The sequence below is a fragment of the Hyphomicrobium sp. genome (assembly GCF_020852195.1).
GTDB lineage: Bacteria > Pseudomonadota > Alphaproteobacteria > Rhizobiales > Hyphomicrobiaceae > Hyphomicrobium_C.
The window spans coordinates 1-14420 of the sequence record NZ_JADZBI010000011.1 but is presented as its reverse complement, the minus strand read 5'-3'; the positions used below and the strand labels follow the sequence as shown (position 1 = coordinate 14420).

16 protein-coding genes and 1 pseudogene are annotated in these 14420 nt (G+C 67.0%); 3 read left to right on the top strand and 14 right to left on the bottom strand.

All coding sequences use genetic code 11. The features are described 5' to 3' along the window. Positions 1 to 67: 67 nt before the first annotated feature. The gene (locus IT540_RS00960) at positions 68 to 469 is read right to left on the bottom strand and encodes a YraN family protein (RefSeq protein WP_291172023.1); all 402 of its coding nucleotides are present in this window, start codon (positions 467 to 469) and stop codon (positions 68 to 70) included. 4 nt (positions 470 to 473) lie between these two features. Beyond that, a complete protein-coding gene (rsmI, locus tag IT540_RS00955; RefSeq protein WP_291172021.1) occupies positions 474 to 1400 on the bottom strand; it encodes a 16S rRNA (cytidine(1402)-2'-O)-methyltransferase in 927 nt (308 codons plus the stop codon). 365 nt (positions 1401 to 1765) lie between these two features. Between rsmI and IT540_RS00950 the strand changes: the two genes are divergently transcribed. Beyond that, positions 1766 to 2953: a penicillin-binding protein activator gene (locus tag IT540_RS00950; RefSeq protein WP_291172019.1), complete on the top strand. Its 1188-nt coding sequence runs from the start codon at positions 1766 to 1768 to the stop codon at positions 2951 to 2953. A gap of 109 nt (positions 2954 to 3062) precedes the next feature. On the opposite strand, the gene IT540_RS00945 is transcribed toward IT540_RS00950, so the two are convergent. The 4 genes from IT540_RS00945 to IT540_RS00930 form a co-directional block, all read right to left on the bottom strand. Further along, complete coding sequence (locus tag IT540_RS00945; protein WP_291172017.1) at positions 3063 to 3599, bottom strand: hypothetical protein; 537 nt, start codon at positions 3597 to 3599, stop codon at positions 3063 to 3065. 198 nt (positions 3600 to 3797) lie between these two features. Then, a complete protein-coding gene (locus IT540_RS00940) occupies positions 3798 to 5228 on the bottom strand; it encodes a DUF1287 domain-containing protein (protein ID WP_291172015.1) in 1431 nt (476 codons plus the stop codon). 78 nt (positions 5229 to 5306) lie between these two features. Next, on the bottom strand, positions 5307 to 6218 hold the full coding sequence (gene gluQRS / locus IT540_RS00935) for a tRNA glutamyl-Q(34) synthetase GluQRS (RefSeq protein WP_291172012.1): 912 nt from the start codon (positions 6216 to 6218) through the stop codon (positions 5307 to 5309). 49 nt (positions 6219 to 6267) lie between these two features. Then, complete coding sequence (locus tag IT540_RS00930; protein WP_291172011.1) at positions 6268 to 6744, bottom strand: hypothetical protein; 477 nt, start codon at positions 6742 to 6744, stop codon at positions 6268 to 6270. 170 nt (positions 6745 to 6914) lie between these two features. On the opposite strand from IT540_RS00930, the gene IT540_RS00925 reads away from it, so the two are divergent. Together IT540_RS00925 and IT540_RS00920 are read left to right on the top strand one after the other, a co-directional pair. Continuing rightward, on the top strand, positions 6915 to 7574 hold the full coding sequence (locus IT540_RS00925) for a DNA-3-methyladenine glycosylase 2 family protein (protein WP_291172009.1): 660 nt from the start codon (positions 6915 to 6917) through the stop codon (positions 7572 to 7574). A gap of 179 nt (positions 7575 to 7753) precedes the next feature. Next, positions 7754 to 8314: an HNH endonuclease gene (locus IT540_RS00920; protein WP_291172006.1), complete on the top strand. Its 561-nt coding sequence runs from the start codon at positions 7754 to 7756 to the stop codon at positions 8312 to 8314. Between the two features lie 163 nt (positions 8315 to 8477). Here the strand turns inward: IT540_RS00920 and IT540_RS00915 are convergent, their stop codons facing one another. The 8 genes and pseudogenes from IT540_RS00915 to IT540_RS00880 form a co-directional block, all read right to left on the bottom strand. Continuing rightward, positions 8478 to 8693, bottom strand: coding sequence for a hypothetical protein (locus IT540_RS00915; RefSeq protein WP_291172003.1), 216 nt, complete (start codon positions 8691 to 8693; stop codon positions 8478 to 8480). A gap of 996 nt (positions 8694 to 9689) precedes the next feature. After that, positions 9690 to 10214, bottom strand: coding sequence for a disulfide bond formation protein B (locus tag IT540_RS00910; protein ID WP_291172000.1), 525 nt, complete (start codon positions 10212 to 10214; stop codon positions 9690 to 9692). A gap of 130 nt (positions 10215 to 10344) precedes the next feature. Beyond that, the gene (locus IT540_RS00905) at positions 10345 to 10926 is read right to left on the bottom strand and encodes a YqaA family protein (RefSeq protein WP_291171997.1); all 582 of its coding nucleotides are present in this window, start codon (positions 10924 to 10926) and stop codon (positions 10345 to 10347) included. A gap of 63 nt (positions 10927 to 10989) precedes the next feature. Beyond that, positions 10990 to 12357 carry a radical SAM family heme chaperone HemW gene (gene hemW / locus IT540_RS00900; protein ID WP_291171995.1) on the bottom strand — a complete coding sequence of 456 codons (1368 nt, stop codon included), beginning with the start codon at positions 12355 to 12357 and terminating at the stop codon, positions 10990 to 10992. Next, the gene (gene rdgB / locus IT540_RS00895; protein ID WP_291171992.1) at positions 12354 to 13238 is read right to left on the bottom strand and encodes an RdgB/HAM1 family non-canonical purine NTP pyrophosphatase; all 885 of its coding nucleotides are present in this window, start codon (positions 13236 to 13238) and stop codon (positions 12354 to 12356) included. Before rdgB ends, hemW begins: the two co-directional genes overlap by 4 nt. 2 nt (positions 13239 to 13240) lie before the next feature. Continuing rightward, positions 13241 to 13663, bottom strand: coding sequence for a VOC family protein (locus IT540_RS00890; RefSeq protein WP_291171990.1), 423 nt, complete (start codon positions 13661 to 13663; stop codon positions 13241 to 13243). Continuing rightward, a complete protein-coding gene (locus IT540_RS00885) occupies positions 13648 to 14076 on the bottom strand; it encodes a DUF1772 domain-containing protein (RefSeq protein WP_291171987.1) in 429 nt (142 codons plus the stop codon). Before IT540_RS00885 ends, IT540_RS00890 begins: the two co-directional genes overlap by 16 nt. A gap of 72 nt (positions 14077 to 14148) precedes the next feature. After that, a pseudogene (locus tag IT540_RS00880) lies at positions 14149 to 14420 on the bottom strand (ribonuclease PH); the annotation flags it as partial.

The window sequence follows — 14420 nt, the reverse complement described above, 5'->3', positions numbered from 1 at the left end:
CATCACGGATGCGAGCGGGAAGACCCGGCAATGACACATATTCGTGTGCTCCGGGTGATTGTGATGCTCAGAGGCCGTTCTCGACGTGGCGTGGCCAGCGGCGTCCGATCAGAAAGATGACGTCGAAGCCCTGCTCATGGGTCTGGTAGCGGGCGTTGCGGGCCAGCCAGAGTTGTGCGGCGCGGCGAATCCGGGCGCGCTGGGCGTCGGTAATCGCGGCCTCGGCTGCTTCCTCGCTGGCGCGCCGCTTGACCTCGACGAAGGCGACACGCCGACCGCGGACGGCGATGAGGTCGATCTCGCCGAGTGGGGTTTTTTCCCGCCGACCGAGGATGCGGTAGCCACGCAGCCGAAGCGCCAGGGCGGCGATCCATTCGGCGCGGCGGCCGGCACGGTCGCGGGCGCGGCGCTCGTCTCGCCATCTGTCATCCGTCGCATGATCCGGCGTTGGCGGGATGCGGCGGCGCATGCGCTCAGCTCCGTTCGACGCGCTTCATGCCGAGCGCCAGGTCGTAGACCCGGCCCTTCGGGACCTTCAGCGTGTCCGCGACCACGCGCGAGGCGTCGCGGATGCTCATGCTCTCGAGTGCCGGGGCAAGGCGCGCGGCGATCGCTTCGTCGCTCACCTCGCCCGCCTCCGGCGGGCCGACCACGATCACGACCTCGCCTTTGGGCGGGTCGTTCGCAAAGGCGCGGGCAAGATCTTCGAGGGGCGCGCGGCGCACGTCCTCATGCAGCTTGGTCAGCTCGCGTGCCAGCGCCGCCTCCCGATTGCCGAGCACAGCTGCGAGATCGGCAAGCGTGGCGGCGGCGCGCGTCGGTGCCTCGAAGAAGACCAGCGTGGCCGGAACGGTCGCGAGCTCGGTCAGACGTGATTTACGGGCGCCTTCCTTGGCAGGCAGAAAGCCTGCGAAGAAGAACGCGTCCGTCGGCAGGCCGGCGACCGAGAGCGCCGCCAGCACGGCCGAGGCGCCGGGTATGGCGATCACGGCGTGGCCGAGGGCTGTCGCCTCGCGCACGAGCTTGAAGCCGGGATCGGAGACGAGCGGTGTGCCGGCGTCGCTGATCAGCGCCACGGCACGGCCGTCAGCGAGCTCTTTCAGGACGCGCGGGCGCTCGGCCTCGGCGTTGTGCTCGTGATAGGGACGCAGCGTCGCCTTGATCGCGTAGTGGGCCAGCAGCGTGCGGCTATGACGTGTGTCTTCGCAGTAGACGACGTCGGCGTTGGCGAGAATCGCGATGGCGCGCAGCGTCATGTCGGCCAGGTGGCCGATCGGCGTGGCGACGAGGTAGAGGCCCGGCGCCAGGGGCAGCCCGAACTGGCGCTCGAGCTCGAAGGCCACCCGACCCACGGTCGCCGAGGCGTTTACCTTGAAGCTCTCGGGAGGCTCATCGCTCATCGGCGGCTCGCGTTGGCGGATGTCCGAATTTCATGCTCCCGGTGAGAGCGGTGATGCTCCCACCGCGAACGATCGTGGGGTTTCCTCTTTCCCGCCTTCGTGCTGGAAAATCCAGGACATATTTCAACGAATGCAACACATTTCGCTTCACCCGCGCGGGCCGAGGCTGTAACCAGGGCGTTCAACGCGTGAGGCCACCGGCCGCCGCAAGACCGAAACGTTTGCGCATCCGAGATGGTCATGGTGCTTCCCGCGTGACGACCCAATTGTGCCGGCTGCAAGGGGCCGCAGACATGAGGGATGCAGGTCTTCGGCGGGGCCTCGTATGTGCTCGTCGATGGGCGCGCGGCGCGTGGCGCCTTGGCGTGGCCGTCGCTGCGGCGGGTCTGGTTGCGGGCTGCGCCACCAATTTCGGCGGGATGACCAACGGGGTGACATCGGCGCTCGGCGAGCAGGCGCCGCCGCTGGCCGACGGCAAGCCACAGAAGCCGGTGCGCATCGGCATGCTGCTGTCGCTCTCGGGCTATGGCCCGCAAACCATCACCGCCAAGGGTATGAAGCAGGCCGGCGAGCTGGCGCTGTTCGAGCTCGACAACCCGCTCGTGCAGCTCATCGTCAAGGACGACAAGGGCAGCCCGCAGGGCGCGGCGCAAGCCGCGCAGGAGGCGATCGGCGAGGGCGCTGAGATCATCGTGGGGCCGATGACGGGCGCGGCGGCGAGTGCGGTGGCGCCCGTCGCGCGCCGCTCGGGCGTGCCGGTTCTCACCTTCTCCAACGACCGGCGCGTGGCCGGCGACGGCGTTTATCTGATGAGCGTGCTGCCCGAGCAGGAGATCGAGCGGATCGTCGCGTATGCGGCCGGCAAGGGAAAGCGCCGCTTCGCCGCGCTGGTTCCGGCGGACGGCTACGGCCAGGTGGTCGAGCCCGCGTTCCGGGAGGCCGTTGCGCGTCATGGGGGTGCCGTGGGTGCGGTCACCTCGTATCCGCTCGAGCCCAACGCCATGCTGGCGCCGGTTCGGGCGCTGGCGGACGAGGTGAAGCTCACCGCGGATTCGACAGCGCCCATCGATGCGCTGCTGATCGCGGCGGGACCCGAGATGCTACCGCAGATCGATCCGATCCTGACTTATGCCGGCATCAGCAGCGACCGCATCCAACTTCTCGGCACCGGCGGCTGGGATTTCGCCGGCGCGGGGCGCAGCCCGGCCTTCGTGCGCGGGTGGTATCCGGGGCCGGATCCGCACGGCTGGGCGGACTTCGCGCAGCGCTTCTCGCGCTCGTTCGGGCAGGGGCCGCCGCGGCTCGCGAGCCTTGCCTACGACGCAGTCAGCATCGCCATCACGCTGTCCTCCGCGGAGCCCGGCCAGCGGTTCACGGCGGCGGCGCTCACGCGGCCCACGGGCTTCACCGGCGTGGACGGGAGCCTGCGGTTCCGGCCGGACGGTCTCTCAGAGCGCGGGCTTGCCGTGCTCGAGCTGCAGACGTTCGGAGGCAACGTGCTCGATCCTGCGCAGCCCGTGGCGCCGCCGGACGGACGCGTGTCGACGCGTTAGCTTTTTTTTTGCTCGGCTCTCTTGCGTCATGGCCCCGCCTTAAGGCGGCCATGACGTGAAAAATGGCCACGCTCCATTCGGCCAACCGCAAACACGCACTATCGCGGGATCAGGCGGCGGTGCGCATGCGGTCCTTGGGGCGCGTCGCGGCGTTCCTCCGCGACAGCTCGAGCAGCGCCTCGATGGAAGTCTCGAGCTCCGCGTCAGCATGGAGCGCCAGGACGTTGTCGTCCTTGAAGGGGACGCAGGTCATTATCGGGCGCAGGTCGTCGCGCATGCGGGCCAGAACGTAGGTCAGCGCATCGAGCTGCTCGCTCGCGGCGTTGTGCAAGGCGACGGCGGCGTGTGTTGCGGTGCCGACCGCGGCCAGCGGCTCGGTGGCGAGAAGCCAGGTCTCGGACTCGTCTAAAGGGGCCACCTCGCGGTGCCGCTGGATGGCCGTCGCGGGTGCCGCTGTCGGGGTCACGCGGAGCAGCGCCTTCGGATCGAAGTCCGCAGCCTTGCGGGCGGCCGTGTCGGCCAGGCGCCGTATCCGGGACAGGGCGACCGCGGCGCGCTTCGGCAGGCGGCGGCCCTCGTCGATGACGAAGAACATCAGGTCCTCGAACCAGAAGGGACCGGGCGGATTAAGGCGGAAGCCGAGCATTCGCAATTCCGTTGCGCTGTAGGATCAACGCGAAAGTCGTGGCCGCGCATTTGCGGCGCGGGGCGGTTTCGCAGCATTTCGGTGGGCCTCCAAAAGCTCTGCTTATTCGCACCTTTAGGCAAGCGCATTTATTTCGTGTTGGTCCTAGATCCCGCACGACGATGAAACTCATTCTGAAATTGTATGGCTAACGTCGCGTTAACGGGAAACGCGATGGATTTCCAAACCCGCGCTTTTCGATCTGTCCGGCGCCGGGCCCAGGTAGCGATAATGGCCGGTGATCTCGTCGACGAAAAGCGCGTCCTCGAGCTGCGGGCCCCAGCCGCGGTTGTGCACGATCATCGGCCGGCCAGACGGCGCAATGACCGACGAGACGATGGCGATGTGCGCGCGCGAACGCGTGTTCTGCGGCCGGTGGTAGGTGACGATGTCGCCGGGCCGGTAGTCCTCGGGGAAGGTCGTGATGGGCAGGCTCTCGCCTTCCCGGGCGAAGAAGCGGCGCAGGACCTCGGTGCGGCGCTGGTCGATGTTGGTGTCGCCGGTGCCGGCACGCGCCTCATGCACGAGGGCCTGCAGGTCGAGGCCCAGGGCCCGGTAGGCGCGGACCACGACGTCGGTGCAGACGCCGTACAGACGATGCACGTCGCCCATGGGGTAGGAGATGCTGCGGTAGGCATCGTTGTAGATGACGAAGGCGCCGACCTGGGCTTCGGCGGCCTCGGCCAGGCGCAGGCCGAAGGCGTCGCCGCCCAGGGTGCCCGTATCGCTGGCGACCGTCGACGGAACGGGGGTGCGCGGCGTCTGGTCGATCGCGCAGATCCCCGGACGAATGGGCTTTCCCCTCTCGTCGGCATCGAAGGTTTCGATCGCACCGGTCGAGGCCGCTGATGGGATGCCGGCGAGGATACCGTCGGCCGGTGCGAGGAGCGCGATCTGCGTTTCGCCACGTGCCTCGGTTGCAGCGTCGTACGGGACTTCGGCCAAGGCGTGGGGCTCGGGCTCGGGCAGCCGGAAACCGGGAGTTGCGACGGCTGCAACGCCAGGGCCGACGGGCGCGGTGGCAAGTGCTGCCCCCGGGCCGGAGACGTCGCGGGCCTTCGGTGCGGCGTGTACGGCGGCAAGTGTCGCGCTGGTCGACGTCGCCTCGCGGAGGGCTGGACCAAGGATCGCGGCGGGCGGTATGTCGCCTGTCATGCGCCGGATCGGGACGATCTCCTGCTCGGGCATGGCAATGGCGGTGAGGTAGCTCTGCAACACGCGCACGGACTGGTGTGTGACGATCGCAGATGCAACGAGCAGGAACGGCAGAAAGAGGAGCGCGAGAGCTTCGCGCTCATCGTTGGAATAGGGCAGTGCGAGGGCGCGTGCCTCGGCGCGCAGGCGGCGAAGGCTCGGGCGCAGCTCGACTGAGGTCACCGACCGGGCGAGGCGTGTAAGCTCCGCAAGCGCGTGCGCGGTGTGCTCCCTGCCCGACGCCACGGCGGACGCGAAGCGACGGCCGGCGGCGCGGCGGAGGTCCTTGAGGTGAAGCGGCTTCGGGGCCGGCGCGTACACGCGCCGCGGGGCGGGCCCAGGCTTCGGGGCGCGGTGCGGCTTCGTTTTCGGCCGTGACTTGCGCGGCTTCTTCACGTTGGGGGCCTGAAACGGCGTGAATCCGAGGGTGAAGTCTAGGTGACAACCCGATGGTCCACCATCTGAAAAAATGGTTTACGAAAGATTCCTAGCCGATCCTTCCGGCGCGTTGCCCGCAAGCCCCACGCGCTGCCGGATCTCAAAAGGGGTGACCCCCTGCCCGCGAAGCGCGCGCAGGCCGGTGTCGCCCGCGCTCTTGGACAGCTTGTGTCCGTCGGGGCCGTGCAGCAGGCGGTGGTGATGATAGACCGGCTCGGGCAGGCCGAGCACAACCTGCAGCAGGCGATGCAGGCTGGTCGCGGCGTAGAGATCGCGGCCGCGGGTGACGTGCGTCACGCCCTGGCGGGCGTCGTCGACAGTGACGGCGAGGTGGTAGCTCGTGGGCACGTCCTTGCGCACGATGACGGCGTCGCCCCAGTCGGCCGGGTCCATCTCGATGCGCTGCGGGTTGTCCTCATCGTCGAGCTCGATGAACGTGACGCGGCGCGCGCCGGTGATGCCTTCGAGCGCGTCGAGCGCGCGGTCCATGTCGAGGCGCAGGGCGAACGGCTCGTTGCGGCCGAGGCGCAGGGCCACCTCCTCCTTCGGCAGGTTCTTGTGCAGGCCGGGATAGAGGGGGGTGCCGTCCGGATCGAGCGCGGTCGGGCGCGTCTCCGTCGCCTCGCCGATCTCGGAGCGCGTCGCGAAGCACGGATAGAGTAGGCCGAGCTTCAGCAGCCAGTCGGAGGCGGCGCTGTAGGTCGTGAAATGCAGGCTCTGGCGCAGAACCGGCTCCTCCCACGTGATCCCTAGCCAGGCGAGGTCCTCGAAGATCTGCGTGACGTACTCCTCGCGGCAGCGCGTGGTGTCGATGTCCTCGATGCGCAGGAGGAAGCGTCCGCCGAGGCGCTTGGCCATGTCAAAGCCCACGAGCGCGGAGAGCGCATGGCCGAGGTGGAGCTCGCCGTTCGGGCTCGGCGCGAAACGCAGGACAGGGCGTGCGCTCATCCCCTTCCCCCTTGTGGGGAGGGGAACGGCTGCGGTTTGTGGAAGGCCATCAATTGCATTGGCCGTTGCGGCCGGCGCCTGGCGTGTAGGTGCGCGCGATGGCCTCGACGATCGGATCGTAGATGCGCCGCTCGGAGACCGGATAGAGAAGCGCCCAACTGTTGATCAGGCGCCCACCGCAGGTGAAGCTCACGCGCTCGTAGAAATGCATGTCGCCGCGGGTGCCGGAGATGACAAAGGAGCGCTTCTTGATCGGCGCATAGTCGAGGTCGGCGCCGGTGTAGTTCTCGGACAGAAGCTGCTCGCGGTACTCGATGAGCGTCGCGGCCGTCTCGTTATCGAAGGCGCCGACGAGAAGGCGGGCGCCGCCGTCACGCGATACGAGGACGTGGCCGTCCTCGATCGGCACGGCTCCGCTCGGTGCGAAGACCGAGCCCGGGTAGGCGATCATGAACCCGTAACGCTCGTTCTGGATCGTCTCCCACTGGGTGAGCTTGGCGCGTCTTGCGTCCGCGTCCGTTGTCACCAGCGCGGCTCCAGCTGCCAAGCTCAGGATCAATGCTGCTTTCTGCCAGCTTCCTTTCCCTTTGTGCCCCATGACGCCACCCCATCACCTCCACGCGGTGTATTTCAAAGCCGTGCTTCTCACCCTACTTTGAGCAATGCGGGACGAAAAGCGGGGAGTGCATCCAAGCCGTGCCGAAAGAAGCTCGTCCACAAAAAGCGAAGCGCGTGCTCAGGCGCGTGATCGAAACGGAGGCAGACATCCGGACGGGCGCCCGCGCGTTGCGCAAGCTCTGCCCGGTGATGCGGCGCGTGCACGACGTCGTCGGCGACCCGCCGCTGCGCCGGCATGCGTCGGGCTTCATCGGACTGGCGCAGGTCGTCGTCAGCCAGCAGCTTTCGGCGGCCAGTGCAGGGGCGATCTGGAAGCGCACGATGATCGTCGTCGATCCTTTCGATGCGGAGACGCTGCTCGCACAGGACATCGGTGCGCTGCGCGCGGCGGGGCTCTCGCAAGGCAAGGTGCGGACGCTGCGATCGGCGGCCGAGGCCATCGTCGCGGGCAGGCTTGCGTTCGACGCGAGCGCTCCGGCCGACGACTTGCGCGCGGCGCTGCTCGCCATCAACGGCATAGGGCCGTGGACGGCCGACATCTACGCCCTCTTCTGTCTCGGCCATGCGGACGGCTTCGCCTCCGGCGATCTCGCGCTTCAGGTTGCCGTGCAGCGTGCCTTCGAACTCGACGCCCGCCCCGACGCGCGGGCGCTCGAGGATATCGCCGAGCGCTGGCGGCCCTGGCGCGGGGTCGCTGCGCGGCTGCTGTGGTCGTTCTACGCGCACCGCGAAACCTGAGGCGCGGGGCCGTCATCCAATCGGCGTTTTTCCCCGTATAAAGCGAGCCATCCTGCTGATTGGACGCGAAAAGTTTGCCTGGCGGCCGTGGGCTTCACAGAGCTGACATGCGTCGCTAGTATCCGCACGCCAAAGCGGGGGTGACGCCCCGATTCGACGAACCGACTGGAAGCAAGCTCGTGAATGCTCATGCTGCCACGCCGGAAGCGTTTCCGGCACTGGTTCTCAACGCCGACTTCCGGCCCCTGAGCTACTATCCATTGTCGCTCTGGAGCTGGCAGGAGTCGGTGAAGGCCGTCTTTTTGGATCGCGTCAACATCGTCTCCGAGTACGACCGCACGGTCCGGAGCACCAGCTTCGAGATGCGGCTGCCGTCCGTGGTCTCGCTCAAAACTTACGTCAAACCAGCGCTCTATCCGGCCTTCACGCGGTTCAACGTGTTCCTGCGCGACCGCTTCTCGTGCCAGTACTGCAACTCGCGCGAGGACCTGACGTTTGACCACCTCATTCCGCGCTCGCGGGGTGGGCAGACGCGGTGGGACAACGTCGTGACCGCGTGCGCGCCGTGCAATCTCAAGAAGGGTGGGGCGATGCCGTGGGACGCTGGCATGCGCCCGCATCAGATGCCGTACCGGCCGACGGTATTCGAGCTGCATCGCAACGGGCGGCTGTTTCCGCCCAACTACCTGCACGATAGCTGGCTCGACTATCTCTACTGGGATACCGAGCTCGAGCCGTAGCGGCCTTAGGCACGAAGTACCTCCGGCCCTTTCATTTCCCACGTCATGGCCGCTCTTGAGGCGGCCATGACGTATGGGGGCGTAGGTCAAAGACCAAAAAAAAGGCCCCGGTGACGGGGCCAAGATTGGAAGGTCTAACGAAACAACAGCGCGGGCAGCGCGCTCAGGCAGCGCGCTTCTCAGGTCGTGCGCACAGGACTTGGGCGATGGCCTCGACGGCTTTACCCCAATCGGCGGCGTCCGCGGTCGCCACCTCGGCGCCGAAGGCGCGCATGGCGTCCTTCGCCGTTGCACCGTCGCGGAAGAAGCGCGCGCAGGATTGGCGCGCGACGCCGACGGCCTGGTGCCACTCAATCGGATTGACGTGCTGGGGGATCATCGATCGCTCCTCAATTCCACTTGAACGCAAAGTATCAAGGGGCAAGCACACCGGCTCTTCAGTACCGCTACGCGCGACCGGTTCATGCGGCACCAACTTGGACTGACCGTCAGGTGCTCGGTATGCTTGCCTTACCGTTGGAGGCAAAGTGCGCCTCCGAATTCCATGGCCGAGATACGCAGGACAAACGGGCCTCGACCCTTCCCGTCTTACTTCCCGGTGCTGTCCGCCGCGGGAGCTGGTTCCCTGCCGCGAGCGGCCTCGAGAACAACGCCAACAACATCATGCAACGAACGCCACGCACTCTCTTCGTACGGCATCGACTTCACTCACACTGTCACGCGTCGAACCTGCGCGGGCGAGCGCTAACCACTTCACGCCTACGCTCGGTTTGAGACGCTGAACGCTGGAACTTGAGTGCGAGCCGCTCGGAGATACGCATGGACTTCCTTGTCCGATCGGCTCGCTTCATTCTTGCGAACACGCCGACAAGCGTGTCCTTGGGGGATGCAGGGGGGTACGCAGGTACGCTACGCCACTCACTGGTACGCAATTCTGGGATACGGGTACGCAACGCAACGGCACTCGATACGCTACTGACGCAACGCTCACTCAACGGGTTCCGGACAGCGGAACGACCTCCTGTTGAAATTCTCGACTCGGAGCGGGGGCGCTCCTTCTTCTCGGTCACAATGGTGGAGATGGCTGTTTCGGTCGGCACAGCCGCCGGCTGTTGCCCGACGGACTCACTGACTTCCGACATTCCCTCCCACCGCGGTACGCTCACAACAGAAGTTCCTTTTGTGTTCCGCGAATGAGACCAATTAACCGTGACACTGTGGCCACGCAAAGGCGCAAAATCGGCGGGCTCGCGATATGATCTTGACTTGATGCGACATGGCCACATGCGTCGCGCGCAAGGGCTTCAGCCGGCTCGATTTTTGTTCAACCAGCGTCGTTTGTTGATAAGTGAAAGCGCTTGAAAAGGCGGGCCAATCACGTGCGCGCGGTGGCCGCCAGGAAGGCTGCCTTGATGGCCAGCGTGAAGACGACGAGCGAGGCAACGACGTTCCAGCCCGCCATGGAAAGGCCGGCGAAGCTCCAGGCGGGCTCATCGCAGCGGACGACGCGGTCCTGGGCAAGGCCGGTCAAGAGGTCGGCGGGCGACACGGGAAGCGCCTGCGCCGTGCCGCAGGTGTCGGGGCCGGGCCAGAATTTCCACTCGACGCCGGCGTGATAGACGCCGATCCCGGCGTTGGCGAGGAAGGCCAGCGCCACGGCGAAGAAGATGAAGCCCGCGAGGCGCGGCATCTCGGAGACGAGCGCCATGGCGATGAAGAGGAGCGGGATCGCGGCATAGTACGCATAGCGCTGCATCAGGCAGAGCGGGCACGGCGCGTAGCCGCCGAGATGCTCGAAGCCGAGCGCGGTCAGGATCACGGCCACCGCAAGAAACAGGGCGAAGCCGCCGTAGCGATAGGCGGCGTTGCGCTCGGGGGTGTCGAAGTCGAATGTCAGCATGGCTCCCGCGCTCCTCGCGCCGGCCGGACTAGCGCGCGATCAGTTTTGATGGAATCGAGATCGCGCTCCAGCATTTTGATGAGACCGATGATTCACGCTTCGGACTGAAAGGGTCCGAAGCGATCATGGTCTAGAACACATACCTAATGGCGACAAAGCCCAGCACCAACAGCACGACGAACACCGTGGTCACGAGGCTCAGGCGCTTCTCGATGAACTCCCGGATGGGCTCGCCGAAGAAGTAGAGCAGGCCGGCGACGAGGTAGAAGCGCATGGCGCGCGCGATGACGCTTGCGATCATGAACTCGATCAGCGGCATGTGGGTGACGCCGGCGGTGATGGTGAGGACTTTGTAGGGGAACGGCGTCATGCCTTTGATGATCAGGATCCAGACGCCCCATTCGTTGAACCAGCTCGTGAACTCGCCGAAGCTCTCGGCCTTGCCGTAGAACTCCAGGATCGGACGGCCGATCTGCTCGAAGAAGAAGAAGCCGATCAGGTAGCCGAACACGCCGCCAATGACGGAGCCGATCGTCGCGATCGTCGCATACCACCACGCCTTGAGCCGGTTCGCGATCACCATCGGCACCAGCATTACGTCCGGCGGGATGGGGAAGAACGAGCTTTCGATGAAGGACACCCAGAAGAGCGCATGGGGGGCGCGTGACGAACGCGCCTGCGCCATCATCCAATCGTACAGCCGTCGCATCATGTCCTGGGATGCTCCCCCGCCGTTGCCAACGGCGTGATTAGTGGTCCTGGCGGCGATTGTCCATCACGGCGCGGCAGCGTGGTGAAGGCTGGGGGCTGCGGAGGTGAAGCTCGCCGACAGCTCGAGAACGAGCCGATTCAGGAGGAAACGGCCCGACGGAGTGGCGCGGATGCGGCCGAGCGGCGCAGCGGTTGCCGGCACGGACGGCGCGAGGCCGGGTCCGAGGCAGACGCGGATCTCGTCCAGCTCCGTATCGGCGTGCTCAAGCGGCGTGTCGATGCGCTCGATGAAGCCCTGTGCGATCAGCCGTGCCACGGTTTCGGATCTCGGCGCGAAGCCGCCGATGCGGGCCAGCCGGTTGAGGTCGATGCCCTCGTCGAGCCGCAGCCCCATGAGCAGCATCTCGTCGCTGCGCGCCTCGGGGGAGAGAACCTCGGTCTCGGCGATGCCGTGGCCGTGTTCCTCGACGCGCGCGAGCCAGTGCTCGGGACTCAGCTCGGTGGCGGTCGCGAGATGGGCGCGTGGTGTCGCGAGGCGGCCGTGGGCGCCGGGGCCGATGCCGGCGTAGGTGCCGTAGCGCCAGTAGAGCAGGTTGTGCCGGCTCTCCTCGCCGGGGCGCGCGTGGTTCGAGATCTCGTACTGGCGCAGGCCGGCGGCGACGGTCAGCTCCTGCGTCAACTCGTAGAGGTCTTGAGCGTCCTCGGCCGGCGGGATCACGAGCCGGCCTTTGGCGTAGAGATCGGCGAAGCGCGTCCCGGGCTCTATGGTGAGCTGATAGAGCGAGAGGTGGCCGCTCGCCATGCCGAGGGCCTCGTCGAGCTCGGCGCGCCAGTCGGCGGGCGTCTGTCCGGGACGGGCGTAGATGAGGTCGAAGGAGACGCGGTCGAAGGTACGGTGCGCAATGTCGACGGCGGCCTTCGCCTCGGCGACGGAATGGATGCGGCCTAGGCGCTTCAAATCGGCGTCGCGCAGCGACTGCACGCCGATCGAGACGCGGTTGATGCCGGCCGCGCGGTAGCCCGCGAAACGCTGTGCCTCGACGCTGCCGGGGTTGGCTTCGAGTGTGATCTCCGCGTCGGGTGCGATGGGCCAGAGGGCAGCGATGTGGTCGAGGATGGCGGCGACGGTTGCGGGCTGCATCAGCGACGGCGTGCCGCCGCCGAAGAAGATGGAGGTGACGGGGGCGGTTGAGCCCTTATTGCGCGGTGATTCTCCTCCCTCACGAGGGGGAGGGGGATTGGTGAGGAGGCTCGCGACGTGGTCGAGCTCGCGTTTGTAGGCGGCAAGGAAGCGGGGCTCGTCCCAGCCGCCGAAGCGCACGTGGCTGTTGAAGTCGCAGTACGGGCACTTCTGCGCGCAGAAGGGCCAGTGGACGTAGACGCCGAAACCTGGCTCGTTGTCGGTCGTGCGTATGGATGTGGGGCTCGTCATCGGCTGGCCGCAAAAAGCAGGCGTGCGAGTGTCCGCCAGCGTGGCTCCGCGTCCGGAACATCGGTCGCGGCGGCCGCCTGTTCAAGAGAGCGCAGGAAGGCCGCGAGGTCGCTGGCTTTCCAGGCCGTGCCGTTGTGCGAAAGGTCGTCGCGCAGGCTTTCGATGAAGCGGGCGAGCTCGGCCTGGGTCGAGAGGTTGCGAGCGGCGGCGTCGAGGGCCTCGACCTCGAGGCCCGTCTTGGCAACGGTGCCATCCCGCTTCACGTGCTCCAGGCAGTCGCGCTTGAAGGCCTCGAAGGCGCGCGTGCGGTGGGAGATGGCGTATTTGGCTGAAGGCTCCATCTCGCCGAAGGTTTGCGTCTCACCGTCGGGCACGAAGATCGGATCGTAGCCGAAGCCGTTGCCGCCGCGCGGCGGCCAGCGCAACGTGCCGTAGACGCGGCCCTCGAATAGGCGGTGCTCGCCGGTGGGCCAGGCGAGGCAGAGCACGGAGATGAAGTTCGCGCGCGGCGGCAGGCCCTCCCAGGCGCCCTTCTCGGCCAGCGCATCATGCACGAGCTGCATGGCGAGGCCGAAGTCCTTGCCGGGGCCGGCCCAGCGGGCGGAGTAGATTCCGGGCGCGCCGCCGAGGGCATCGATCTCGAGGCCGGAGTCGTCGGCCAGCGCGGGCAGGCCCGATCCGTTCGCCGCCGCCAGCGCCTTCAAGCGCGCGTTGCCCTCGAAGGTCGGCTCCGTCTCCTCGGGCTCGGCGAGGTCGAGGTTGCCGGCGGAGACGGCGTCGAAGCCGTAGGGCACGATCAGCTCCTTGATTTCCCATACCTTGCCCGGATTGTGGCTGGCGACGACGAGCCGGCTGCCGGGGGCGAGCTGCTTTCTTTCCATGCTCAGAACCCCCAGATGCGCGGTTCGGCGAACTCGACGGAGTTGCCTGCGGGATCGCGCACGTAGATGGAGCGGCCGCCTGCCGGCCACTCGAAGTCGGCCTCGATGGCGAGTCCCATGTCGTCGAGGAGGTGGCGCCAGGCTTCGATGCCGACAGGCGAGGCCGAGAAGCAGACATGCCCCTCGCCTTCCGCGCCGTGGCTCGGCACGGGCAAAGGTCCGCCAGCAGGCTTGCGCGTCGCCTCGGGATTGAAGATCAGCAGCATCTGGCTCTCGAGCTTGTAGAACACGTGGCGGCCTTCGTTCCTGGCGTAGGGCTCGAGGCCGAGCAGGCGATTGTAGAACGCTTCCGCCGCGGCAAGGTCACCGGCGTAGAGGACGGTTTCGAGAATCGCGTGCGATGATCCGGTCAATTCAGGGCCCATAGGAATATCAGCGTCCCGAGGGCGCCGAGCGCGGTCCGCACGGCATGGAGGCTGCCCCATCGCTCGATCAGCGCGCGTGTTTCCGGGCCGGCGGATTCGGCCGACGCGCCCATCAGCCGGTTGTTGGTCGGCATGATGCCGAGCAGCGTGTAGGGCCAGTTGGCGAGGAGCACGAGGCCGCCTGCAAGCCAGCGCCAGTCGCCCGTAGTCCACCAGGTGGCCAGCCCGAGCAGGAAGCCCAGCACCGCGAGCGAAGCCTGCATGGCAAAGCCGCGCTTATAGGCGGGCTTCCATTCGGTGAGCAGGGCGCGGTCGTCGAGCGCGAGACGGGCCGGCTGCTCGGCGAAGTTGATGTAGAACGCCGCGCCGGTGAAGAGGGCGGCGACGGTCAGCGCGAGGTGTCCGGTGAGCATGGCTGCTCCTCGTTTTGGCAGCGGCAGCGGGCATCAGGCAGCAGTAGATGGAATGGGTGTCCGCTGCCCGCTTCAGGCCACCGTCAGCTTCTGCAGCTCGACCAGCTCGGCAATGCCCTTTTTCGCCAGCGCCATCAACTGGTCGAAGCTCTCCTGGCTGAAGGCGGTCGTCTCGGCCGTGCCCTGCACCTCGACAATGCCGCCGGCGCCGGTCATGACAAAATTCGAATCCGCGTCCGCCGCCGAGTCCTCGGCATAGTCGAGATCGAGCACGGGCGTGCCCTTGTAGAGGCCGCACGATACGGCGGCCACGTGGTCGCGAAGAACGCCGTCCTTCACCATGT